Origin of the sequence: Labilithrix luteola (assembly GCF_001263205.1) — a bacterium.
Classification (GTDB): Bacteria; Myxococcota_A; Polyangia; order Polyangiales; family Polyangiaceae; genus Labilithrix; species Labilithrix luteola.
The window spans coordinates 8,612,884-8,635,742 of record NZ_CP012333.1 but is presented as its reverse complement, the minus strand read 5'-3'; the positions used below and the strand labels follow the sequence as shown (position 1 = coordinate 8,635,742).

The following is a 22,859-nucleotide window of genomic DNA, read 5'->3' as shown; positions in this document are numbered from 1 at the left end:
GCGCCGAGCCGCATCAGGGCACGTCGAACTCGAGTGCGAGCACGCCCGCCCCCCGGTCGTGGGAAAAGCGCGTATCGGCGTCGGTGGCGAGCCCCTGGATCGCCCCCAACGAGCGACCTTCGAGGAAGGCCTCGACGCGCCACGATGAAGTGACGGCACCGCACAGCGACGACGTATCCACGCGCACGACGTAGTGGCCGCGCGGAGGCGCTTCCGCCCAGACCACGTTCTCGGCGCGAAGGCCGTCCTGCACGCACTGCGCGTTCGAGTCGAAGTCGAGAACGCCGCCGACATGCTCGGTTCCCGGAGGCTCTGGCGGCGAACCTGGCGGCGGCGGCTCGTACGAATTGACGTTGTGCTTGTCGATCTCGACGCCGTTCGGATCGACGACGTGGAGATCGAGATCGGCCTCGTTCTGCCAGCGAAGATTCACGACGAGAACGCCGGCGGGCAACCCTTGCGGAGCCACGTCGATGGTGCGTGTGAAGGCGGGCCCGAAGTTGCCTGCCCCATCGACTGCGCGCGTGACGAGGGTCTGCCGCCCCGCGGGGAGGCTCGATGCGAAGCCCACACGCACGGCGAACGTCGGGAAGTCGGGCGCGGCGACGTCAGGAACGCCCGTCGGCACGATCCAGTACCCCGGATCGCCGATCAGCGAGAGCGCGACCGAGGTCGACGACGCGTCGACCGTTCCGGAGCACGTGCGATCGTTCGCGCCTGCGCGCACGATGGGGCTGACGGTGACCGAACGAACCGCGGGCCCCGTCTCGGCGCTGGGAAGAGCCTCGCGGAAGAACTGTCCTCCAGTCACCTGCAGCTTCGCGTCGCGCCCCTGATCGGGGTTCGTCGCATCGCACGACGCGAGCGCGGCGAACGACGCGACGAAGAGCGCAGCGGTACGCATCAGAAGGCCACCGCAGCGCGCAAAGTAAAGGAATCGTCGGCGAGGGTCGTCGGCGCCCCGCTCACGTCACGGCCGAGCGCGTTCGTACGCTTGTCGTACTCGGCAACGAGACGCGCGGTCTTCCAACGAGCCATGGCCATGAAGCTCCACGTGGACAAGCTCGAGTCTTTGGGTACGAGCGCGAACGCCCGCTGCTCGCTCGCATCGGCGTCGGGATCGTAGACGTCGTAGCGAACGCCGATCATGGCCCAGCGCGTGATCTCCTGGGTGGCTCCCACGTACCAACCGAACTCGCGGAGATCGCGCGACGCGGCGACCGGATCGGCCGTGAACGTGCCTCGATCGAGATTCTTCGCACGGACGATTTCTCCACGAACGACGAGCTCACCGAGCGCGGGAATCCCCACGTGCAGTCGCGCGTCCGCGCCCATCGCGAACCGCTCGAAGCCCTCCGACGGCGTGGCCGGAGAGCCGGCAATGCTCTGCAACTCGGTCTGCTGGACGATGCCGTCCTCGTTCTGGTCACGCCACACGAGCTGGTCCTTCGTCGGCGCGGTGCCCTCGTGGAAGCCGCGCCCCGTGAGGCCCGAGAGGCCGACGGCGAGGCGCACGCGATCACCTATCAAGGGTGCCACGCCGAGGCGAAAGACGAGGTCTTTGCTCTTGTTCGGATCGCGCCCCGGGAACGTTCGTTCGCCGATGGGGTCTCCGTTCATGATCCCCAGCGCGTAGTTGAAAAACTTATACCCGCCGAGGATGCGTAGGCCGAGATCGAACGACTGAGGCACGAGCTCGTTGGCCATCGTGGTGCGTTCGAGAAACGGCCGCGTGGCCTCGAGCTCGGTGACGTCGAAGCCGAACGGCGTGGTCAGGAGGCCGGCCGAGACGATGACGAAGGGCGACTCCGTGCTGGCGCCCTGAATCGCCGCCGGCCCTCGGTAGGCCGTATTTTGCGGCCATTTGACCGACACCTCCGCGTTCCAAGGACGAAGCTGCGGACCATGGACGGTGTTCGCATCGAGCGTCAGCGTTCCGTGGACCAGCCCTTGGTCGGTGTCGATCCGAATGCGGCCACGACGAAGGACGAAGCGGTCTTCGTTGAGCGGTTCGCGCGTCGATGCATTGACTTCGTCTTGCGACGACTGGCGCATGAGCGTCCAATCCACGTGGACGAAGCCGCTCACCACGACGGGCGCGAGGCCCGAAGGGGAGGTCGCGCGCTCCGTCCGTTCGACGCGCGTTTGGAGCTCCGCGAGCTGACGCTGCTGCGCGGCCAGCACTCTCTTGAGCTCTTCGACGTCGCTCGCCGAAGCGTTCGGCGCCGCCGGCGGATTGGGCGGAACGTGCGTAGGGGGCACCTCCGTCGAAGCGGTGCTCTCCGCCGGGGCCGGTGCGCTCTCCGCATCGTCGGCGAGAGCGCGCGGTGACACCGTCCCGACGAGGCTCGTCAGGACGGCGATCAACGCGAAGGTTCGACGCTGTCGGTCGCGCACGGACCGACGAATGTACTCAGGGAGGCGTGGGCAATCCACCATCGGGGTGCTGCAGGGGCAACTTCGGATTCTTCGCAATCCTCACCGCGTCGGTGCACGCGTTGATGATCTCGTCGTGCGTCTGCGGGTTCTGCACGCAGTCGCTCGGCCCGCCGTCGTTGTCGGGCCCGCCGCCGTCGTTCGTCGTACCGGGGTTGCCGGTCGTCGACGTGGGCGTACCGGTGGGCTGCGTCATGGGCTCCTTCACGGCATTGCTTTCGCTGTCGCAAGCGACGCTGACGAACGCCCCCGCGACCGTCATGGCGACGAGGGACAGCAAACCGACGATGCGCGTCTTCTTCGTGCTCATCACTTCGCCTCGCAGACGTTGCGACGGCACTTGCCGCCCGAGCACTCGCCATCCGTCGTGCATACCTTGCACGTCTTCTGCGACTGCGGAACCTTCGACTCGAAGTAACACGCGCATGATTCGGGCGGGCTGTAGAGCGACAAGTTCCCGCCGTCGAACTCGCGTTGCACGCCCATGGCGCACTCTGGAACCAGTCCGCTCGCGATGACCTGTTCGAGGCCGTTCACGTCTGGATCGACCCGATCGCCGAGCACGAGATCGATGATGCGCTGCACGTTCGGGTTCACCGCCTTGCCGCTGCCGTCGACGCGCGTGATGTACGGCGTCGGAGCCCACGGCAGGTAGTGACCGTCGCGGACGTTCTGCTTGTCGAAGCTCGCGGCAGTCTTGTCCGGGTAGTACGCGTAGAGCTGCTTGAAGCCCTGGAACGCGAGGAGCTTCACGTCGCCGCGATGCTGGTCGTAGACCTCGGTGCCCATCAAGCCGATGGTCGCCTCCGGCGTGGCCGAGTTCTTCACCGCCGTCAGCACTTCGGTCGAGGTGTTGTTCGGCGGCACCGTGCCTTTGAGCTGGCTTGCCTTGAGACCGATCGCTGCCGCGCACGTGAGCGCGGTGCTGGCCGTGGGTCCACGACTGAAGCGCAACGCCTGATCGGTCCAAGGCTGCGCCGAGCCCGTGCCGTCCGCCCAGCCATAGGCGAAATAGCCCTCTTCGGCCGTCATCGCGACCTGCGAGCTCGCCTTCGGCACGATGAACCCGTAGCTCTGAACGGGACCGGCGGTGACGGAGAGATCGGCCGGCTTGGCAGGCAGGTTGGTGCAGCTCGAAAGGAACGTCGCTCCGATGCCGAGATCGATCGTGTTGCCAGAGGTGGCGTCCGCTTCACATGTCGGAGGAGGCTGCGACGGATCCCACGCCGGATTCTCCGCCGGCGTCGGGATGTATCGGATGGCGATCGCGTCGTTCACCATCTTGTTCGGCGTGTACATGTCGAGCGCGAGATCGCACGTGCGCCGGTTTTTGTAGACGATGCGCACGGGGGTCGCCGACTTGACGAGGGCCTGCCCGAGCAGCTTCACGAGCGGCTCTTGGGTGTCGCCGTTCTCGATGAACACGATTGGAATCGATCCCAGCGAGGTGCAGGGCGCGGCATCGGCACGCGACGCACGCAACATGACGACTCCGAAGGCCGCCGTCGCGGTGATCGCGAGAAGTGTCTTCGTTCGGCTTCGCATGGCCGTACGATGTCACGTGACGCCAGCGAACCTGCCGAAAATCTCTCGGTGGAAGAACCCCCAAGCGCCCGAGATGCGCCCTGCAACGCGGGAGCGAGCGAGCGACAAACGAGAAAGAGCGCGGCTCGCGTTGGCGAGCTCACGCCCTTACCCGCTCACGCCTTCGCGCGCGACTCAGCTGCCGATCTGCGGATGCAGCTTCTTCTTCTGGTACTTCTGCGCCGCAGGACGGATGTGTCCTGCCAGGTAGATCCCGCCGTTCACGGTCGACCACGATCGAAAGTGTTGAAACGTGGTCATCCACTGAAGGACGCGCGGACCTTCGAGTGCCGCCCGAACGCCGCACGCTGCCGCGTGCTCCTGCGCGTGACGGAAAGCATCCGCGATGCGCTGCTGGACGGCCATCGGCGAGCTGCGCTCGCGCGAGATCTTCGAAGCGCCCTTGCCGAGGCGTGCGCGCTCCTGCGGGTCGGCGAGCAGCGCGAGAAGCGCGCGACCGAAGGCCTCGTCCGCGTCGCGCTCTCCCTGCTCACCCTTGCCGGGCGAAAGGAGCACGCCGTTGACGCGATCCTTGATCTGCGAGCTGACGCCCATGCCGTCGGCAAACGCGACGGTCGGCGTTCCGCACCAGAGCGCTTCGCCGAGAACGTTGCCGTAGGTTTCGCTGAGCGACGCGTGCACGAAGACGTCGGCGTAGGCGTAGTAGTCCGCCATGGCCGTGAACGGCACCTCGCCGGGGAAGAACACGCGGTCGCCCACGCCCTCTTCCTCCGCCACGCGCTTGTAGAGATCGCAGTCGGGGCCGTCACCAAGAAGCGTGAGCGTTGCCTCGGGATCGACCGGCGCGACGTGGCGCGCGAAGATTCGGATGAGGCGGTCTTGCGATTTTTCGCGCGTGTGACGGCCTGCGCAGAGCAGACGCGCGCCGCGGAAGACAGCGCCGCCCGCGCGTTCGAGATGCGTGTAGGGGTCGGCGCCGAGCGGCCGGTCGAAGATCGCAGGCTGCACCGCGCGCGGAATGACGTGAATCGGCGCTGTGACGCCACGCTCGCGCCAGTAAGAGCGCAGGCCCTCCGAGAGGACCACGAGGCCATCGGAGTTGTTGTAGACGCTCGCGAAGAGCTTCTCGTACGGGCGCTTCAACGCGAACTCGAGGCCCGCGTTGACCCAGCCGAGCTTCGAGAGGCGCTCAGGCAAAAGAACGTCGTAGGCGGCGACGAGGTGGGTTGTGTTCACGCAGAGCAGCGGGATGCCGCGCATCTTACGGAGCCAGACGCCGAACTCGAGGAGGAGCGACGTCGTCTGGGCGAAGACGATGTCGAAGTTCCAGCGGTTCGCGTCGTAGACCCACGACTCGAGGGGGAGCGGCAGGTGGAGACCCGGATAGGTCTTCAGAGGCACACTCGGAAGCGCGACCGTACCGGGCGCCAACTCCTCGGGGGTCGCATCGGGGTCTTCCGGCCCGATGACTGTGACTTCATGACCACACCGACGCAATTCTTGGTACAGGAACCGTGTCTGGAACGCTGCACCGTTGGCGTAGGGAATTCGGGTGAAGTCACTGAGGATGGCCACACGCAGAGGACGACCGTGCCGCGCTGACAGCGCTGCGAACGGTGTTTCACGCTGGTCGTTCTCCGCTCGATCCCGCCCTGAAAATGCGGAACGAGGTGCCGACAGGCGCTGCGCAAGATCCTGCGCGGCGGCGCCGGTCGTGCTACCGGTGCTACCGGAACGGGCGCCGTGAAGATCCTCGACGTGACCGAATTCTATTCCGAAAGGGGTGGCGGGGTTCGAAGCCATCTCGCGCTCAAAGGTCACGTTCTATGCCAACTCGGCCATGACCACGTCGTTCTCGCCCCCGGACATCAGGACGGCGTGGAGGCAACCAGTTCGGCGGCGCGTCTAGCACGGGAGGGGGGAAGCGCACGTGTGATCCGTATCGGGGGGCCCGCGTCGCCTTACGATCCGACGTATCACCTACTCCTTCGATTCGACAAAATCGCGGAGATCGTCGAGCGCGAGCGGCCGGATGTCCTCGAAATTCACTCGCCATATCTGGCCGCGCTCGGGGCGCTGAGAGCCGATCCCCGGCACTACGGGATCCGGACATTCCAGTGGCACTCGGACTTCATCGACACGTACGCCGGGGTGCTCGAGACCAAGCTCGCGAAGGATGAGAGTGGGCGCCTCGCGCACGCGGCATCACGACTCGTCGGCCCGGGCACCCGTCCACTCTGGGGTCTTGTCCGTGGCATTGCTCGACGGTGCGACGCGACGCTCGTGGCCGCCGCCTGGCAGGTCGACAAGCTCCGGGGCCACGGCGTCCCTCGCGTCGAGCGCGTTCCGTTCGGGATCGAGCGCTCCATCTTCCGTCCGGAAGCGCGCAGCTACGAAGCGCGTCGCGATCTGCTCGCATTGGCGGGCCACGACGCGAGCTCGGAGACCGCCGTCTTGGTAGGCGTGGGTCGCTTCGCCATCGAGAAGCGATGGGACGTCGTCATCGACGCGTTTCTCCGCCTCCGCCAGACGCGCGACGCCATCTTGGTGATCTTCGGCGACGGCCCCGAGCGCGAACGCATGACCGCGCGTGCGAAGGGCTCGCCGGACATCGTGATGCCCGGCTTTCAAAAGGGCCGAGAGGCGCTCGCCGGCTCCCTCGCCAGCGCGGATGCGCTCGTTCACAGCTGCCCGTTCGAGACCTTCGGCTTGAGCATCGCCGAGGCCATGAGCTGCGGGCTTCCGGCCGTCGTCCCCGACGAGGGCGGTGCCGCCGAGATGCACGCGGAAGGCGCCGGCGAACGCTATCGCGCAGGCGACGTCGAGGCCTGCGCGACCGCGATGGCCCGCATGCTCGACCGACTGGCCAGCGAAGGCGACGGGCCCCGCGCAGCGGCCCGCGCCGCGACCGCCCGACTTCCCAACGTCCACGAACAGTTCGAGCGGCAGGTTGCACTCTACAAAGAGCTTCTGGAACAGCACGGCAAGCCCGTGAATTGATTCCGGAACGAGCGACCGACCGAGCGCAAGTGGGGAGCGCTCGAGCTTCGTCGTGGCGCGTCGTGGCCCTCAAGACCGGCGGAAACGCCGTCCTGCACGCTACGGCCGAGAAACGGATGGCATCGGAGCCTCGCCGCCCACGCGTTTGTGCTAGGAGAAGCCGGAACCATGGCAGAAAGTGTCGTCGAAAGCCTCGGCCGAGAACTGCAAGAAGTCGATCGCGAATACAGCAACGACTTCGCAGGCCACTCCCGTCTCACGCGAGACGTCGCGCAGCTCGATCGGATGATCAAGCGCGTCGACTCCGTCGTGAAACGGGTCGATCAGGTCCCCGCCGCGGCGCGTGGCGCCGAGCTGGCGCGCATTCGCGACGCGGCCGCGCAGAGCCTCGTGCTCTACCAGAACGAGCGCACCGCGATCGTCCGCGCGCAGGACTCGGGCCCCTCGTTCGAGCAGTTCTCGATGGAGGCGACGAACGCGAACGTCACGTTCGCGCGCTACGCCCGTCACTTCGCCGGCAAGGACCGCTCGACGCGCGACCTCGCCCTGCTCGGCGAGCTCGTCGAGGACCTGAAGCAGATCGACAAGCGCATGACCGCCTTGCTCCAGGAGCGCAAGACGGCCGATTTCGAGCGCGATCGTCAGATCGTTCGCGAGAACCTCGCGCAGTACCAGAAGGAAATCGATCTGGTCGAGAAGGCGCAGAAGGGCAGCAACCCGAGGAGGAGGCGAGCATTCTCGCGTCCCTCGCGAACAACCAGTTCGCCGTCTACCAGACGCACTTCGCGGGTGAAGCGCGCGTCTCGCGTCGTCCGGCGCTGCTCATGCGCGTCGTTGCCTCGCTCAAGAAGGTCCGCGAGCGCATGACCGCGCTTCGCGACGGCGGCCTCACGGTCGAGTTCAATACGAAGAACATCTCGATCGTCGAAGACCGCCTGTCGGTCTACGAGAACGAGCTCAGCGAGATCCGCAAGCTTCGCCAGGCCACGTCGATGACGGACATCATGGGCGAGCTCGGCGGCGCCGCGAACAAGCTGTTCGACGACTATCGCGCCAGCTTCGCGGACAAGCCCCGCAGCCAGGTCGATGATCAGAAGCTCGCGGGCATCTGCGACAAGCTCGGCGAGATCCGCCGTCAGATGGTCGAGATGTCGTGGGCCGAAGACAACGACATGAACAACCGCAACCTCGACATCGTGACCGAGCAGCTCACGATGTTCGAAGGCGAGTACGAAGCGGTTCTTCGCGCGCGTTCGACGACGACGACGTCGGGCTGATGCCCGTTCACGTCTCCATTCACGACGTCTCGCCGGTGTGGGCTCGCGAGGTCGACGCCGCACTCGAGCTCGCGCACGAGTTCGGCGTCCGCCCTTCCCTGCTCGTGGTGCCCGACTTCCACGGTCGGGCGCCCTTGCTGGACCACCCGGCGTACTGCGAGCAGCTCCGCGCGCTGCAGCGTGACGGCCACGAGATGTATCTCCACGGCTTCTACCACCGCGCACGCACGTGGGAGGAGCACGCGGAGGCAACCTCGTCCGACGCGAAGCCCGCGGGCGCGCTCGGCCGTCTCCGCTACGCGTTCGCCCAGAAAGTCGTGTCCGGCGGCGAGGCCGAGTTCAGCGACGTCTCGCACGCCGAGGCCCTCTCCCGTCTCGACGCGGGCGAGAAGGTGCTCCGCGAGGCGGGGCTCGACGTCCGCGGCTTCGTCGCCCCCGCTTGGTCCATGCCAAGCTGGATGCTCACCGTTCTCCGCGAGCGCGGGTACTCCTTCACCGAAGATCACACCCGCGTTTACGACCCGGCAAGCAAGCGCTCCAGGCCGAGCGTGGTGCTCAACTTCGCGAGCCGAACCCCGGGGCGGTTGCTGTCCAGCGTGGCCTATTGCCGGGTGGCACGGCCCGCACGGCGCCTTCTTCCGGCCCGTATCGCCATTCACCCCGCGGACATGCGATTCGCGCTGCTCCGGAACGAGCTCCGCTCGCTTCTCTCCTGGGCTCGCGGGGATTTCGTCGAAACCGGCGCAGCTTTGGTAGCCTGAACTCATCTGGCCCGCGCCCGCTCTTCGATGGTATGGGGGTGGCGCAAGTGACTAAGACGAGTTGATGGTGAGCACGCCTTCGCCAACCGACCTACTCACGATCTTCGCGACTGCGATCGGCCGCGCGCGTACGGCGCAGAGCGTCGAGGAAGCGCGTGCGGCGATCGGGTCGGCGGCCGACGCCGTCGGCGCCTCGACCGAGGCCGCTTCGGCGAAAGTCCTGCTCGATGCCATCGAGCAGCTCGCCGTCGAAAGCGTCCAGCTTCGCGGCGAATTGGCGGCGGCTACCCGCGCCCGGGAGTCGCTGCTCGCAAGCGTGTCGCACGATCTCCGGAACCCGCTCAACACCTTCTCGATGAGCGCAGGCCTTCTGCGCGACGACATCGAGCGCGGTGACTTCGATCCGACCCGTGCGGCCGGCCTCACCTCCCGCATGGAGCGCGCGAGCGCGCGGATGCAGGCACTCATCGAGGACCTCATCGAGGCGAGCCACATCGACGCGGGCAAGATCGACCTCGCACGACGGCAGGAGCGCGCAGCCCAGCTCGTTCGCGACGCGCTCTCCGCGTCGAAGAGCCTGGCCTCCGAGCGTCGGACCACCATCCGCGAGGACGCCGTCGAGGACGACGTGCTCGTCTCCGTCGATCGGCCGCGGCTACTCGAGGTCCTCGGCCGCCTCATTGCCTTCGGCGTGAAGATGACCGGTGAAGGTGGACTCGTTCGCGTCGGCGTCATCCGTCGCGGTACGCGCGCGGTCTTCTACGCGCACGCCGATCTGCCGGGCACGGCGCAAGTCCCGTCGCCCGACGAGGCGCGTGGCGGCCTCGCACTGCTCATCGCCCGAGGCATCGTCGCTCTGCACGGCGGCGTGATGGACGTCGATACGACGAGCGGCCTGCGAATGTCGTTCGCACTCGACACCGAGTGAGACGTCGTTAGGTCGCGAGGGCGTAGCCGACGCTGATTCGACGCGACGCGATCAACACCGTCGCTGCCCGGCGTACGCGATCGAGCACGGTCTGGATGTGGCGTGCCCGGGAGGCCGCCTCCAAGGTGCCCGAGGCGGACAGGTCGCGCGCGAGAACGTCGGCGGCCTCGCACGCGAGCCTCAGCAGACGCATGCACTCTGCAAGAAGCCGTTCGTCCGGCGCACCGTCGAGAGAAGCCCCCATGGACGAGAGCCATTCCCAGCGAAGGCGCTCGCACGTCGCGGCCGTTCGACGAAGTGGGGCACCGAGGCTCGCCGCGAGTCGTGCGATGTCGTCGGCGAGGACTCGGTGCTCGAGCGCCAGGCGCTCCGACGTCTCCACGAGGCTCTTTCCCTTTGCGTGCCGCGTACACGCGTCGAAACCAGCTGCGACGGCGATGCAAGAGGCCGCGAGCCGATGAACTCGGTCGACGACGAGCGGAGAGGCAGGCGGACAGACCGGCTCGGTCAGGCGCGCCGTCGGCGAACGCCCGAGAGGTTTTGCCCGTTGAAGCCGGGTACGCGAGACGGGCGACGACGGCACCGTCGCGCGCGCCGACCTCTCGCGCGAGCGCTCTCGAGAGCGGTGTCGGGAGTGGTCTCCGGAACTCGTTCGCGACATGCGAAAGCCCTCTCGATCCCGCCTCTTGCGGCTTGCGTGCCATCCACAGGATGCGCACAGGCCCGACGCAAGCTCGGGTATTCACGCGGCGATCGCGTCACGACGTTGGGTGGGGGCCCACCGAAGGCCGATCATCGATCGCATCGCGTGGCTTGCGCACAGGCCGTCTCGCCCCAATGGAGCAATCCGCTACGAGATCTGGACCAGATGTCCCTCCGGAGGGCACTCCGCGCCTCGGAAATGATGGATCGGTTCGTGCTTGACCGTGCCCCGCTCGCGGGACTCCCTCGCGACGGCGCGTCCCACGCGAGCGCATCACCGTTCACGAACATGGCTGGAGGCATTCTCATGTCCCCACTTTCCTCCGTACGGCAAGTGCACGACCCGATCGCCCAGGAGAGCCCCGATTCGGACGGCGCGATGCACCTTCGCACCCACTTTCTTCGGCGGTTGGCGCACGACATCGCCTCGCCGACCGGTGTGACCCTCACCGTCCTCGAGGAGCTGGCCACCGCCGACCGACCGCGCCCCGAGCTCTTCGCGATGGCGCGGCGGAGCCTGAAGCGCCTCATTCGACTCTCCGAGCACCTGGCCCTCGTGGCGGAGCTCGAGAACGGAACCGTCGAACCGGAGCTCGCGGCAACCGATCTCCGAGCGCTCACCAAGCAGGCGCTCGACGACGCGCTCTCCATCGATGGCCGGAAAGACGTCGTCGCGACGTGTTCCCTGCCCGGCTCGCCGCTCGTGACGGCGGCCGATCCGCGGCTACTCCTCGTCGTGTTCCGCGAGGTCATCGGCAACGGGCTTCGCCTCGCCACCTCGCGCGTCGAGGTCTCCGTCGAGTCGACCGGCAAGGTCGTCTCGATTCGCGTCGAAGACGACGGACCGGGCTTCTCCGACGACGCGCGCGAGAGCCTCGGCGAGCGCTTCGTACGCCGTTCGTCTCAGCGGGGTCTGGGCCTGTCGCTGTCGATGGGCATTCAGCTCGTGCGCACGCATGGCGGAACCCTCTCGATCGAGACGAGTCGCTTGCCCCCTGGCCGACGCGGAACGCGTGGTGCGGCGGTGGTCATCTCGTTGCCCTCCACCTCGAACGACGTCACGCCGGCCGGCGACTCGGCCTGAGTCGGACGCCGTCAGAGGCCCGGAAGATCTTCGGGCGAATACGTCAGCGCACAGATGTTGCGCACGAAGTCGACGAGCGAGCCGAGGTCCGCCGTCTTGCGGAAGAACGCATCGGCCGCCCCGACTTCGGCGCGCCCTCGAAGCTGCTCGCGCGGCAGGTCGGACAGGAGCACCACCGGTACAGTCGCGCGGTAGCGATCTTTCACCCGCCGGCAGAGCGCATCGCCCGTGATGCCGGGCATCATGACGTCCATGAGGACGAGGTGCGGCTCCCAGTTCTCGAGGAGCGAATCGAACTCGCTCACGTCGGTCGTGGCGCGTACGTCGAACCCCGCGGAAGCGAGGACGTCGGCGTGCATCTGCAACGTGAGCTCGCTGTCGTCGATGAGAAGAATGCGTAAGGCGTTCTGCGGTGGAGGCAGCGACGACATCATCGGCGAATGCAGCGGCAGAAACGAAGGCAGCTTCTGCGATGCCGGGCTGATGACGATGACGTGGGCCTCGGATGGAGGGACGGGAATCGTGGCGCCGAACGTCTCGGCCGTCGCGACGCGCGGCCGCGGCAAGGTCATGGGACCATCTTCCTCGGGCGCCGGGAGGGGGCCGCCGTCGAACGTCGTGAAGGCCTGCGATTCGAGCTCGTCGAGGGCGTTTTCGAGGCTCTCGAACCGTCGAGGACTCTGGATAGGAGCCACGAGCGACAGCGCCCGTTCGATGCGCTCGACGGCGCCTGCCCATGCGCCCGAGCCATAGGGCGCGAGTGCGTGAGCCAGCTCCGCGGGGCTCGACCAGCGTTCATCGGGTGCGCGCTTCAGACAGCGGGACACCACGGTCGAGAGTCCCACCGGGACGCCCGGCTTTTTCTCGGCGAGCGGGATCGGGTCACGGCCGAGGATGCTGCCCACGAGCTCCGAGAAAGTGCCCTCGAACGGCGGCGTCCCCGCCATCAGCTCGTAGAGCACGATGCCGAGCGCCCACAGGTCCGTCCGCGAGTCGACGGGCCCGTTGCGGAGCTGCTCCGGCGCCATATACGCCGGTGAACCGAGAATGCGGTCGTCGTCGGAGCTCCGGTCGAACGACGTGGAGATGCCGAAGTCGACGAGCTTGATGATCTCGCGCCCCCCGGGCAAGCGGGCGAGAAACAGGTTCGCCGGCTTGAGATCGCGGTGGACCACGTGGGCGGCGTGCGCATGTGCGAGCGCTTCGAGCGCCTGGAGCGCGAAGTCGACGGCTTCGGAGGGGGGCAGCGTGCCCTTCCGTTCGAGAACCTCGTTCAGATCGTAGCCGTCGAGGTACTCCATCACGAGGTAGGGGTAGCCGTTGGGCAACGACCCCGCGTCCATGACGCGCACCACGTGCTCACACGCGATGCGGGCGATGGCCGCGGCCTCGAGGGAGAAACGGGACTCGGCTTCCGACGAGGGCATCGATCCGGGCAGAAGGACCTTCACCGCCACGCGCTGGCGGAGGATGACGTGCTCCGCCTCGTAGACGATGCCCATCCCTCCTTCGCCGGCGACGTTTTCGATGCGGTACTTTCCCGCGATCACGTCACCGACGAGCGGCCGTCCTTCATGGCCGTCGGATTCACCCATCAACCCGCGAGAATAGCCCAACTTTTGCTTGGTCGCGGCGTCCTCCTTCGCCGGCGGCCCTCGGCCTGGTTCTCGGGGCCTTTTCTCAGGCCCATTTGGGGGGTCGAGACGAGATGGCCCCCGAAAAACCGCGCCGAGCGCGAAGGGTGCGCCGGACGAGCATGGCCACGTCGTCCGGGTCGACGGGCTTGACGAGGAAGCCGTCGGCACCGAGCTCCGACAGGCGCCTCCATTCGGAAGGGCCTCCCGCCGCCGTGATCACGATGATGGGCGTCCGTTCGGTCGACGGCAGCGCGCGAAGGCGCCGTGTCAGCTCGAGGCCGTCGACGTCCGGCATGGCCAGATCGGCAAGCACGACCGCATGTGAACGACGCTCGAACGAGCGCAGCGCCTCGGCCCCGGAGCGGGCGCCTTCGATGTCGGAGCGTGGGAACCGCGACCCGAGGGCCACGGCGAGCAGGCTTCGCCAATCGTCGTCGTCGTCCACCACGAGAATGCTCCGAGGATCGTCGTCGCCGAGCCGAGTGCGCGTGAGCGAGGCGAGGAACTCGTCGACCGAGCTCCAACGCCGATGTGGATCCTTGTCGAGCGCCCTCAACACCGCCGCGTCGTAACCGGCGACCTCGGAGCGCGAGCTCGATGGCGGCTCGGGGATCTCGAGAACGTGCTTGGCCATGAGCCCCATCTCGGTCGGCGCACGAAACGGCGGTCGTCCCGTCAACAGCTCGTAGGTGATGCAGCCGAGCGCATACACGTCGCGACGTGTGGCGAGCTCCGGCTTCGAGTCGTCGCCGAGCGCAGCCTCTGGTGCCATGTACCCGGGGCTTCCGACGAGCATGCACGACTTCCGACTGCCGCTGCCTTCGAGGATGCGCGCCACGCCGAGATCGCTGACCGCCACGTGGAGGCTCGAGCCGATGAGAAGGTTCGAGGGCTTCAAATCCCGATGGACCGTGCTCGCCGCATGCATCGCGGAGACGCCCTGACAGGCCTGCTCGACGATGTGCAGCGCGGCTTCGAGATCGGTCTCCTCGCCACGCCGGCCCGCGAGCCACGCTTCGACCGTGGGGCCGTCGACGTACTCCATCACGAAGTATGGAATGCCCTCGTGCTCACCAAACGCATGCACCGCGAGCACGTTCGGATGAGTCACCCGAGCCATCGCCCGCGCCTCGTTCTGGAAGTACGCCCGGAGATCTTCGTGAGCGAAGAGCTCTGGACGAATGAACTTGATGGCGACTTGGCGGTCGAGGCGCTCGTCGTACGCCAAGGTCACGACGCCCATGCCACCACCGCCCAGGCAGCGCTCGATGCGGTAGTTGTCTCCGACACGCACGCCACGATCGAGCCCGAGCTCCCGCATCGGAGTGGAGCTCGACGGCGGAGCGCTCGGGACCGTATCGCCCGTCTCTCCCCAGTCGGGGTCCCCCGCGTCCGGATCGCGTGCGTACTCCTTCGCCGCCTCTTCGGACTCGAGCGGACGACGGAAGCGCATGATGACCTAGGGCTGCACGCCGCGTGCCTCCACCGTCGTCATTTCTTCATGCTGGCGATCCTCGACACCGCCGAGAGGTCCCGGTTCGGCCTGTCGACGAACGGATCAGGAAGCAGCAGGCGGCGCAGATGGCTCGCTCTTGTCAGGGGTCGCCCCGGCCGCTCCGTAGCGTTCGAGCTTGCGATAGAGCGTTCGGCGGTCGAACCCGAGTACCTGGGCGGCGCGGGACTTGTTGCCACCGACGAGTGAGAGCACGCGCAGGATGTAACGGCGCTCGAGCTCGTCCATCGTGACGATTTCGGTCGGGTCGTTCGCGGCGACGACGAAGCGCTCCGCGCGATAGGCCCGGATTTTCTCCGGCAAGTCTTCGACCGTGATCTGGTCGAAGCGCGCGAGCGCAACCGCGTGCTCCATACAGTTCTCGAGCTCGCGGACGTTGCCCGGCCAATTGTAGGCCATGAGCTTTTCGGCGCCCGTCGTCGACAGCTCGAGGGTGGGCTTGTCGTTGCGCTGGGCGAACTGCTTGAGAAAGTGCTGGGCGAGGTGGAGGACGTCGCCGCCACGCTCGCGGAGCGGGGGGACGTCGATCTTCACGACGTTGATTCGGTAGTAGAGATCCTCGCGGAATCGCTTCTCGTAGACCTCGTCTTCGAGGTTTCGATTCGTGGCGGCGACGATGCGCGCGTCGAAGGGGATCTCGTGGTTCGCGCCAACGGGGCGAACCTTGCGCTCCTGCAAAGCGCGAAGGAGCTTCGGCTGCACGTCGAGCGGCAGCTCGCCGATTTCGTCGAGGAAGAGCGTACCGCCGCTCGCCTGGACGAAGAGACCCGTACGCTGCGCCTTCGCGTCGGTGAAGGCACCGCGCGCGTGGCCGAAGAGCTCGCTCTCGAGAAGCGAGTGAGGGACAGCTGCGCAGTTGATGGCGACGAACGGACCGTCTTTGCGACGGCTCCGCGCGTGGATGCCCCGCGCAATGAGCTCCTTACCGGTACCCGTCTCGCCGTGGATGAGCACCGAGGCGTCGCTCTCGCCGACGCGGCTGATCAGCTCGTAGACTCGGCGCATGGCCGAGCTCTGACCGACGATCTGGCTCTCGGCGTCGCCCTCGGCGACGGCCTGGCGGAGCCGCTTGACCTCGTCTTGCAGGCGGCGGTGCTGAACCGCGCGCGAGACACTGAGGAAAAGGAGCTTGGGATCGACCGGCTTGGTGATGAAGTCGTACGCGCCGACGCGAATCGCACCGATGGCCGTCTCGAGACTGCCCTGACCGGTGATGACGACGACCGGCATGTTGGGTCGCGTGCCGAGCACCCTCTCGCAGAGGTCGAGGCCGCTCATCTCCGGCATGCTCAAGTCCGTGAGAACGACGTCGAAGTCCTGACCGGCCACGAGCTCGAGGGCCCTCTGGGCATTCGTCGAGGTGGTGACTTTGAAACCGTGCCGCACGAGGCCCATCTCGAGCAGGTCGCAAGTCTCCTGTTCATCATCGACGACCAGAACCTGACCCTTCATGATCATCACCTCAAGGACACGGGGCACGAGCGGGCGAGCAGAAGATTAAGGACGTTACACGACGCGTTCGTTTCCATGGAGAGCGCACCTGCAACGCAACATCTGAGGCAACCTGACCGGCACGGCAAACAAGACAAGACACGACGCGACGGAGAGCGGGTTGAGAACGCTGGGGACGCTGAGAACCGAATGACGAAGCTCACCACGACGCAGCTCTTGCGTGACGGGAAAGCACTATCGCGAGAGCATCCTCCGTACCACGACCAGACGCCGCGAAGTCACGCACTTGAGGCCTCTGCGAGGCGCGTTGGCAGGCCTGACGAAGCTTGACCGGGGGTCCCCCGGATGCGGGACCCAAGCCGCGCCCCGATACGAGATCGGGCTCGCGACGTGGGGCTCGCAGGAAGCAAATCATAGGTCAAAGCGCTGACCAGGACATGGTGAGCCGCTGACCCGAGCTGTTCGACGAGCGCGCTCGTGGAAAAGTGCTGAGGCGGCTCGCGGCTCTCCATAGGGGGCATCGTGACTCGTCGTGACTCGTCGTGACGCGTCGTGATGGCGTCATGATACGTCCTGATCAAAGCAGTGCGGCAGTCCGTGACTCGAGACAAGATGCCATGCTCGTGCCATCGAGTCACGATTGGGACACGACTCATTTAATCCGCGGGTGCATGGATGCGCAACCTGAGCGCCTACGGAATGTCGCCCAGCGCCCTGCGTCCCCTGTCCATCGACGCGGCGGACCGCCGCGGTTTATAGCGGCACAATCGACTCACGATTGCGGCAGATACGTGGATTGGGTGAGGTCAGTCGGACGTGGGCATCGGCGGAGCCCGGAGTGAGTCACGACCAACACGGCGAGGCGCGCCGACCATGGCGTAGACCACCGGCAGGACGAGCAAGGTCAGGAGCGTCGCCGAGACGAGTCCACCGATGATGACCGTTGCAAGGGGGCGCTGAACCTCACTGCCGGGATCCGTCGAGAGCGCCATCGGAAGGAATCCGAGCGAAGCGACAAGCGCCGTCATCAAGATCGGCCGCAGGCGGAGCTCGGCAGCCTTTCGAACAGCGGCCACGTGGTCCAGTCGCGGGGGTGACGTCTCGAGCTGACGGGCGAACGAAACGAGAACGAGCCCGTTGAGAACTGCCACGCCAAAGAGGGCAATGAACCCGACGCCGGCCGAGATGGAGAACGGAAGTCCTCTTGCAAACAGCGCGAACACCCCGCCGACGACCGCGAAGGGGACGTTGAGGAAGATGATGACCGCGGCCCGGCGCGACTGGAACGCAAGCCAGAGCAAAAAGAGGATGAGCGCGAGAGCGATCGGAACGACGATGGCCAACCGACGCTTGGCATCGACGTAGTGCTCGAACTGCCCTCCCCACTCCACCCGGTAGCCCGCCGGTAGCTTCACCTGCTTCGCGACCGCGGCCTGGGCGTCGTGCACGACCGAGAGCATGTCGCGTCCGCTCACGTTCAGCTCGACGCTGAGTCGCCGCGACTGGCTCTCCCGACTCACCTGCGCGGGACCAGTGACGAACGAGAGATCGGCCACGTCGCCGAGGGGAACGATCTGGCCGGTGACGCTCCGGAGCGGAAGCGCGCGGAGCGCATCGACGTCGACCCGACCGAAGTCGTGGCCCGCTTTGACGACGATCGAGAAGCGGCGCTCCCCTTCGTGGACCGTGCCGACCTTGTGGCCCACGGAGATGGTCTCGGTGACCTGGTTCACGTCGGCGATGGTGAGGCCGTAGCGTGCGAGCCGATTACGGTCGGGAACGATACGCAGGTACGAGAGCCCCGCGACCTGTTCCACGCGGACGTTCGCCGCGCCTCGAACGCCGTGGATCGCGGCAGCAATCTCGTCGCCAATGGTTCGCAGGGTGTCGAGGTCCGGCCCGTAGACGAGAACGGCAACGTCGGACCGAACACCGGCGACGAGCTCGTTGGTCCTCATCTGGATGGGCTGCGAGACCGCGAAGCCGATCTCGGGGACGTTCTCTTCGATCTTCGCCGCCACCTCGTCGCGGAGGGCATCCTTCGTCAGCCCTTTGCGGAACTGCGAGCGGTCCTTGAGAACGACGTAGATGTCGCTCTGCTCGACACCCATGGGATCGGTGGCGACCTCCGGCGCGCCCGTGCGGCTCACCACCGTCTCCACCTCGGGGATCTCCCGGAGCGCACGCTCGAGCCGCTCGCCAGTCGCGATCGACTCGGTCAATGCAATCCCGGGCAGGCGCCGGGCTTCCACCAGCAAATCGCCTTCGTCGAGCTGCGGCACGAACTCGGCGCCGAGGAGACCTCCGACGCCGATCGCAGCGACGACGACGAACCCCGCGGAGAGCAAGGTCACCAAGCGATGCTTCATCGCGCGGTCGAGCCCGATGGCATAGTGCTCGCGGGCTTTGCGGATGATCCACGTGTCTTCGTGCCCCGGCTTCGGCTTGACCACGTAGCTCGTGAGCACGGGGACGAACGTGAGCGAGAGAAGGAATGCGCCGAGGAGCGCGAGGAGCACCGTCGTCGCCATCGGGCGGAACAGCTTTCCTTCGACGCCGGTGAGCGCGAGGATCGGCACGTACACGATGGCGATGATGGCTTCGCCGAACACGCTCGCCGAGCGCACCTCGAGCGTCGCGTCTTCGACCACGGCCACGCGCTCGCTCGCCCCGAGCGCGATCGCTCCATTCGCGCTCTGTCGGTCGGAGAGGCGTCGAACGGCGTTCTCCACGATGATGACCGCGCCGTCGACGATGAGGCCGAAGTCGATCGCACCGAGGCTCATCAAGTTTCCCGAGAGACCGAGCACGTTCATCGCGGTGATCGCGAAGAGCAACGAGAGCGGAATGACGGTGGCGACGACGAGGCCCGCCCGCAAGTCCCCGAGCAGGAGGAGGAGAACCACGACGACCAGAAGCGCTCCTTCGAGGAGGTTCTTCGTCACCGTGTGAATGGTGCGTTCGACGAGCTCGCTGCGATCGTAGAACGGCTCGATCCGCACGCCTTTCGGTAGCGAGGGGGTGATGGCCGCCATCTTCGCCTTCACCGCTTCGGTGACGACGCGCGAGTTCTCGCCCATGAGCATCATGGCGACGCCGACGGCGACCTCGCCCTGCCCGTCTTTCGTGGCTGCACCGCGCCTGAGCCGCGGACCGAGCTTTACGTCCCCGACCGTCGCGACCGTGATCGGCACGCCCTGCGGAGTCGCCCCGATGACGACACGCCGAAGGTCTTCGACGCTGTGGACGAGACCGTCGGTGCCAATGACGAAGTGCTCGCGATTGCGTTCGATGTAGCCGCCGCCCGCGTTTGCATTCGACTTCTGCACGGCGTCCGCGACCTGCGCCACCGAGAGCCCGGAGGCCGACAAGCGGGCCGGGTCGAGGACGATCTGGTACTGCTTGTCTTCACCGCCGAAGCTGTTCACCTCGACGACGCCCGGAACGCTGCGCAGCTGAGGAGCGATCTGCCAATCGAGGATCTCCTCGATCTGCATGAGGGTGTAGCCCTCGCCACGGACCGAGAACTGGTAGATCTCGCCGAGACCGGTCGAGATCGGCCCCATCTCGGGAACGCCGTACTGCGATGGGACCGCCTCCTGCGCCTCGCGCATCCGCTCGGACACGAGCTGGCGAGCAAGGTAAATGCTCGTGTCGTCTCGGAAGACGACGGTGACGACGGATAGGCCGTATTTCGAGATGGATCGGAGCTGCGTGGTGCGCGGTAACGCCGCCATCGCGCGCTCGACCGGTACGGTGACGTACTGCTCGACCTCGACGGGCGAGAGCGCCGGAGCCGCGGTGATGATCTGGACCTGCACGTTCGTGAGGTCCGGAACTGCGTCGATCGGCAGCTCGAACGCGGAGCGGATGCCGAGAGCGGCGAGGAGCAAGGTGGCGACGAGCACGACGGCGCGGTTCGCGAGCGACCAGCGCACGATGGCGGCGAGGAAGGCCATCGGTCAGTCCTCGTCGGCGAGCGTGCCCCGCAAGAGCACGCTCTTGACGGTGAAGGCGCCGTCGGTGACGACATTCTCGCCTTCGCGCAGGCCCGCGATGATGCGAACGCGTCCGGCACTGGCGTCGCCGGCCGTCACCTCGTGCAGCTCGAACTGGTCTTCGGCCGTGCGCACGAACACGACCGTCTTGCCCGCCACCTCGGTCAACGCGGAACGCGGCACGACGAGGACCGGGGCGTTGGGAGCACCGGCGGCGGAGACGGATTGCTTGGCCACGACCCGCGCGCTGCCGAACAGGCCGAGCCGCAGAAGGTCATCGTGGTTCTGCAGGCGGATGCGCGCGGTCACAGTACGGGCGACCGGATCGATCTGCTTGCCGACGTACTCGACCGTGCCGGAGAAGTGCTCGTTCGGGTACGCGTTCAGCGTGATCTCCGACGGCGCGCCGATCTCGATGAGGCCGAGGTCCTTCTCGAAGACGCGCGCGAGAAACCAGACCCCCTGCAGATCGGCGATGCTGGCGACGACCTGATCGGTGGAGACCGGCTGACCGACGACGGCGTCGCGTGCGACGACCGTTCCGCTCACCGGTGCGCGCAGGGCGAGCTCGGAGCCACCTCCCGACGCGCCCATGCCGAGAGCGGCGAGCTGTTCGCCCGTGGCCTTGCCTTCGGCTTCCAGCGCATCGGCTTCGGCGCGTGCAGCGAGCGCCTCTTGGGCCGGCGAAAGTCCCTTGTCGGCGAGGATACCGAGGCGGTCGGCGTTGGCACGTGCGGCGGCTGCCTTCGCGAGCGTCGCGCTGTGGGCAGCACGCACCTTTCCGATCTCGGGAATACGCAAGAGGGCGAGCAGATCGCCCTTCTTCACGTTCGATCCCTCGCGGAAGCGAACGTCGGTGAGGCGACCGGCAACCGGACTCGACACGCGCGCGCTGCGGTCGGGATCGGCGGCAATCTCGCCTGGCAAGGCGAGGGTCGGAGCGAGCACTTCCTTCGTTGCCGGCTCGACGCGGATCTTGGCGTTCTCGATGACGCGCTTGTCGAGCTTCACGTGCTTGGGAATGCCCTCGTGGCCCTTGTCGCCTTCCTCGTGCGCCGTGGTGGTCGAAGGGGTCGGCTCGTCGTGCTCCTTCTCCGCATGACGACGGCAGCCGGTGATGACCGCGAAGAGCAAAAGCGCACCGGCGATCCGACGAAGGTGCGTGTTCACGGTTGCCTCCCCTCGAGAGACGCACCGGACGCCAGGAGCAGATCGACCGAAGCAACCGAGAGCGAGCGCCTGGCTTCGATGTAACCGCGCACGACGTCGATGAGCTCGCGCTGCGCGACGACGGCATCGCGCACCGCGACGCGGCCGGCTTCGATCTCCTTGGCGATGTCGAAGAGCATGCTCTCGGCGCGCGTCAGGCGCTCGGGCGTGTAGAGCGCCGTCTCCGCGCGAGCGGCGTCGTAAGACGCGAGGGCTTCGGCGAGCTCGCCCGAGAACGAGCGCGCGAGTTGCTCGGCGCGCGACGCAGCCTGTCTGGCGAGAGCCTCCGACTCGGCAATCTGACCTATATACGAGTGACCGACCGGCTGAGGCAGCGTGATCGGAAGCGCGATGCCGCCACCGAGCACGCGCTCGTTGAAGCCATCGTTCTGGGCGAAGAGCTGGAACGTGATCGATGGGATCCGCGAACGACGAGCGGCCTCCGCGCGCTCGATGTGCGCGCGTTCCTCGTGATGGATCGCGCGAACCTCGGGGCGCTGGCGCGCGAGCTCCGACGAAGGTGCCGCCGCCACGGTGCTCGCTCCGGAGAGAGGCTCGAGCACGCCATCGACGCGCACGCCCTCGCGAAGCGGGTCTCGCCCGAGCGAAGCCGACAGCGAGGCTAGCGCGATTCGCTCGCGGCGTTCGGCCTCGACGCGGGCCTGCGCATAGCGAAGCGCCGTGGCTTCTCCCATCTCGGCGTCGAGCGCCGAGCCGACGCCGAGATCGGCACGGGCTCGCGTCACACGCAGGACCTGCTCGCCGGTCTGCTCGAGACGGCGCGCCACGACGAGGGCATCGCGTGCCGCCAGCGCATCGAAATACGCGACGTAGGCCGCCGCAATCACGCGACGTGAGGTAGCCGTCGTGTCCTCGGAACGCGCGCCGATCTCGGCGTCGAGCGCCCTCCGATTCGATGCTCGTTGGCCGGCGAACGCGACCTCCTGGGAGAGCGACGCCGAGTAGTTCACGACGTTCGCCGGAGTTTCGGTCAGGCCGTGGCGCTGCGAGGCCGTCAACGCCAGCGTCGGGTTCGCGGGAAACCACGGTGCCGCGGCCGTCCTTCTTCCCTTGGCCGCGTCCACGCCGAAACGTTCGGCACGCACCGCAGCGCTCGAGGCCATCGCGCACCCCGCCACGTTGGCGAGGACGATCGCGCTGCACGCCCCCGACCGCGCCCCGTCTTCGGCCCGTGCAGAACGCGTTGTCGTCACGGCGAGCAGGCCGAAGACGAGCGCAAAAGCCTGACGAGCGTAACGAACCTGACGAACCTTGACGACCACGCGAACAGCCCTGCTCGACGGCGCCCGGTGCAGG

18 protein-coding genes are annotated in these 22,859 nt (G+C 67.0%); 6 read left to right on the top strand and 12 right to left on the bottom strand.

What is annotated here, in order from left to right; translation table 11 throughout:
• Window positions 1-13: 13 nt before the first annotated feature.
• The 5 genes from AKJ09_RS37505 to AKJ09_RS37485 form a co-directional block, all read right to left on the bottom strand.
• Window positions 14-904 (bottom strand): hypothetical protein, encoded by an 891-nt coding sequence (locus tag AKJ09_RS37505; protein ID WP_146652648.1) that lies wholly within the window; start codon window positions 902-904, stop codon window positions 14-16.
• Window positions 904-2,397 carry a hypothetical protein gene (locus AKJ09_RS37500; protein WP_146652647.1) on the bottom strand — a complete coding sequence of 498 codons (1,494 nt, stop codon included), beginning with the start codon at window positions 2,395-2,397 and terminating at the stop codon, window positions 904-906. Before AKJ09_RS37500 ends, AKJ09_RS37505 begins: the two co-directional genes overlap by 1 nt.
• Window positions 2,398-2,413: 16 nt before the next feature.
• Window positions 2,414-2,746, bottom strand: coding sequence for a hypothetical protein (locus AKJ09_RS37495; protein WP_146652646.1), 333 nt, complete (start codon window positions 2,744-2,746; stop codon window positions 2,414-2,416).
• Window positions 2,746-3,981 carry a hypothetical protein gene (locus AKJ09_RS37490; RefSeq protein WP_146652645.1) on the bottom strand — a complete coding sequence of 412 codons (1,236 nt, stop codon included), beginning with the start codon at window positions 3,979-3,981 and terminating at the stop codon, window positions 2,746-2,748. Before AKJ09_RS37490 ends, AKJ09_RS37495 begins: the two co-directional genes overlap by 1 nt.
• Window positions 3,982-4,155: 174 nt before the next feature.
• Complete coding sequence (locus AKJ09_RS37485; protein WP_240488723.1) at window positions 4,156-5,556, bottom strand: glycosyltransferase; 1,401 nt, start codon at window positions 5,554-5,556, stop codon at window positions 4,156-4,158.
• 168 nt (window positions 5,557-5,724) lie between these two features.
• Between AKJ09_RS37485 and AKJ09_RS37480 the strand changes: the two genes are divergently transcribed.
• The 5 genes from AKJ09_RS37480 to AKJ09_RS37460 all read left to right on the top strand — a co-directional run bounded on the left by AKJ09_RS37480 (window position 5,725) and on the right by AKJ09_RS37460 (window position 9,947).
• Window positions 5,725-6,981, top strand: coding sequence for a glycosyltransferase (locus AKJ09_RS37480; RefSeq protein ID WP_169928173.1), 1,257 nt, complete (start codon window positions 5,725-5,727; stop codon window positions 6,979-6,981).
• A gap of 168 nt (window positions 6,982-7,149) precedes the next feature.
• Window positions 7,150-7,848: a hypothetical protein gene (locus AKJ09_RS37475; protein ID WP_146652642.1), complete on the top strand. Its 699-nt coding sequence runs from the start codon at window positions 7,150-7,152 to the stop codon at window positions 7,846-7,848.
• The gene (locus tag AKJ09_RS37470) at window positions 7,806-8,258 is read left to right on the top strand and encodes a hypothetical protein (RefSeq protein ID WP_146652641.1); all 453 of its coding nucleotides are present in this window, start codon (window positions 7,806-7,808) and stop codon (window positions 8,256-8,258) included. Before AKJ09_RS37475 ends, AKJ09_RS37470 begins: the two co-directional genes overlap by 43 nt.
• Window positions 8,258-9,019 carry a DUF2334 domain-containing protein gene (locus AKJ09_RS37465; RefSeq protein ID WP_146652640.1) on the top strand — a complete coding sequence of 254 codons (762 nt, stop codon included), beginning with the start codon at window positions 8,258-8,260 and terminating at the stop codon, window positions 9,017-9,019. Before AKJ09_RS37470 ends, AKJ09_RS37465 begins: the two co-directional genes overlap by 1 nt.
• Before the next feature lie 64 nt (window positions 9,020-9,083).
• The gene (locus AKJ09_RS37460) at window positions 9,084-9,947 is read left to right on the top strand and encodes a sensor histidine kinase (protein ID WP_146652639.1); all 864 of its coding nucleotides are present in this window, start codon (window positions 9,084-9,086) and stop codon (window positions 9,945-9,947) included.
• Window positions 9,948-9,954: 7 nt separating this feature from the next.
• Here the strand turns inward: AKJ09_RS37460 and AKJ09_RS37455 are convergent, their stop codons facing one another.
• On the bottom strand, window positions 9,955-10,329 hold the full coding sequence (locus tag AKJ09_RS37455; protein WP_146652638.1) for a hypothetical protein: 375 nt from the start codon (window positions 10,327-10,329) through the stop codon (window positions 9,955-9,957).
• A gap of 627 nt (window positions 10,330-10,956) precedes the next feature.
• Between AKJ09_RS37455 and AKJ09_RS53575 the strand changes: the two genes are divergently transcribed.
• Entirely contained in the window at window positions 10,957-11,733 is a 777-nt protein-coding gene (locus AKJ09_RS53575) for a sensor histidine kinase (protein WP_169928172.1), read from the top strand.
• A gap of 11 nt (window positions 11,734-11,744) precedes the next feature.
• Here the strand turns inward: AKJ09_RS53575 and AKJ09_RS37445 are convergent, their stop codons facing one another.
• The 6 genes from AKJ09_RS37445 to AKJ09_RS37420 form a co-directional block, all read right to left on the bottom strand.
• Window positions 11,745-13,328 carry a serine/threonine protein kinase gene (locus AKJ09_RS37445; protein WP_146652636.1) on the bottom strand — a complete coding sequence of 528 codons (1,584 nt, stop codon included), beginning with the start codon at window positions 13,326-13,328 and terminating at the stop codon, window positions 11,745-11,747.
• An 85-nt stretch (window positions 13,329-13,413) separates the two neighbouring features.
• Window positions 13,414-14,823 (bottom strand): protein kinase domain-containing protein, encoded by a 1,410-nt coding sequence (locus AKJ09_RS37440; RefSeq protein ID WP_146652635.1) that lies wholly within the window; start codon window positions 14,821-14,823, stop codon window positions 13,414-13,416.
• A gap of 105 nt (window positions 14,824-14,928) precedes the next feature.
• Complete coding sequence (locus tag AKJ09_RS37435; RefSeq protein ID WP_146656027.1) at window positions 14,929-16,335, bottom strand: sigma-54-dependent transcriptional regulator; 1,407 nt, start codon at window positions 16,333-16,335, stop codon at window positions 14,929-14,931.
• An 806-nt stretch (window positions 16,336-17,141) separates the two neighbouring features.
• Window positions 17,142-20,294: an efflux RND transporter permease subunit gene (locus AKJ09_RS37430; RefSeq protein ID WP_146652634.1), complete on the bottom strand. Its 3,153-nt coding sequence runs from the start codon at window positions 20,292-20,294 to the stop codon at window positions 17,142-17,144.
• 3 nt (window positions 20,295-20,297) lie between these two features.
• Window positions 20,298-21,503: an efflux RND transporter periplasmic adaptor subunit gene (locus AKJ09_RS37425; RefSeq protein WP_146652633.1), complete on the bottom strand. Its 1,206-nt coding sequence runs from the start codon at window positions 21,501-21,503 to the stop codon at window positions 20,298-20,300.
• A complete protein-coding gene (locus AKJ09_RS37420) occupies window positions 21,500-22,825 on the bottom strand; it encodes a TolC family protein (protein ID WP_146652632.1) in 1,326 nt (441 codons plus the stop codon). Before AKJ09_RS37420 ends, AKJ09_RS37425 begins: the two co-directional genes overlap by 4 nt.
• Between the last annotated feature and the right edge of the window lie 34 nt (window positions 22,826-22,859).

Coding starts and splice junctions, on each gene's coding strand:
- AKJ09_RS37435 (WP_146656027.1), bottom strand. CDS start 16,335: ATGAAGGGTCAGGTTCTGGTCGTCGATGATGAACAGGAGACTTGCGAC.
- AKJ09_RS37440 (WP_146652635.1), bottom strand. CDS start 14,823: ATGCGCTTCCGTCGTCCGCTCGAGTCCGAAGAGGCGGCGAAGGAGTAC.
- AKJ09_RS37475 (WP_146652642.1), top strand. CDS start 7,150: ATGGCAGAAAGTGTCGTCGAAAGCCTCGGCCGAGAACTGCAAGAAGTC.
- AKJ09_RS37495 (WP_146652646.1), bottom strand. CDS start 2,746: ATGAGCACGAAGAAGACGCGCATCGTCGGTTTGCTGTCCCTCGTCGCC.
- AKJ09_RS37430 (WP_146652634.1), bottom strand. CDS start 20,294: ATGGCCTTCCTCGCCGCCATCGTGCGCTGGTCGCTCGCGAACCGCGCC.
- AKJ09_RS37470 (WP_146652641.1), top strand. CDS start 7,806: ATGCGCGTCGTTGCCTCGCTCAAGAAGGTCCGCGAGCGCATGACCGCG.
- AKJ09_RS37490 (WP_146652645.1), bottom strand. CDS start 3,981: ATGCGAAGCCGAACGAAGACACTTCTCGCGATCACCGCGACGGCGGCC.
- AKJ09_RS53575 (WP_169928172.1), top strand. CDS start 10,957: ATGTCCCCACTTTCCTCCGTACGGCAAGTGCACGACCCGATCGCCCAG.
- AKJ09_RS37465 (WP_146652640.1), top strand. CDS start 8,258: ATGCCCGTTCACGTCTCCATTCACGACGTCTCGCCGGTGTGGGCTCGC.
- AKJ09_RS37505 (WP_146652648.1), bottom strand. CDS start 904: ATGCGTACCGCTGCGCTCTTCGTCGCGTCGTTCGCCGCGCTCGCGTCG.
- AKJ09_RS37460 (WP_146652639.1), top strand. CDS start 9,084: ATGGTGAGCACGCCTTCGCCAACCGACCTACTCACGATCTTCGCGACT.
- AKJ09_RS37445 (WP_146652636.1), bottom strand. CDS start 13,328: ATGGGTGAATCCGACGGCCATGAAGGACGGCCGCTCGTCGGTGACGTG.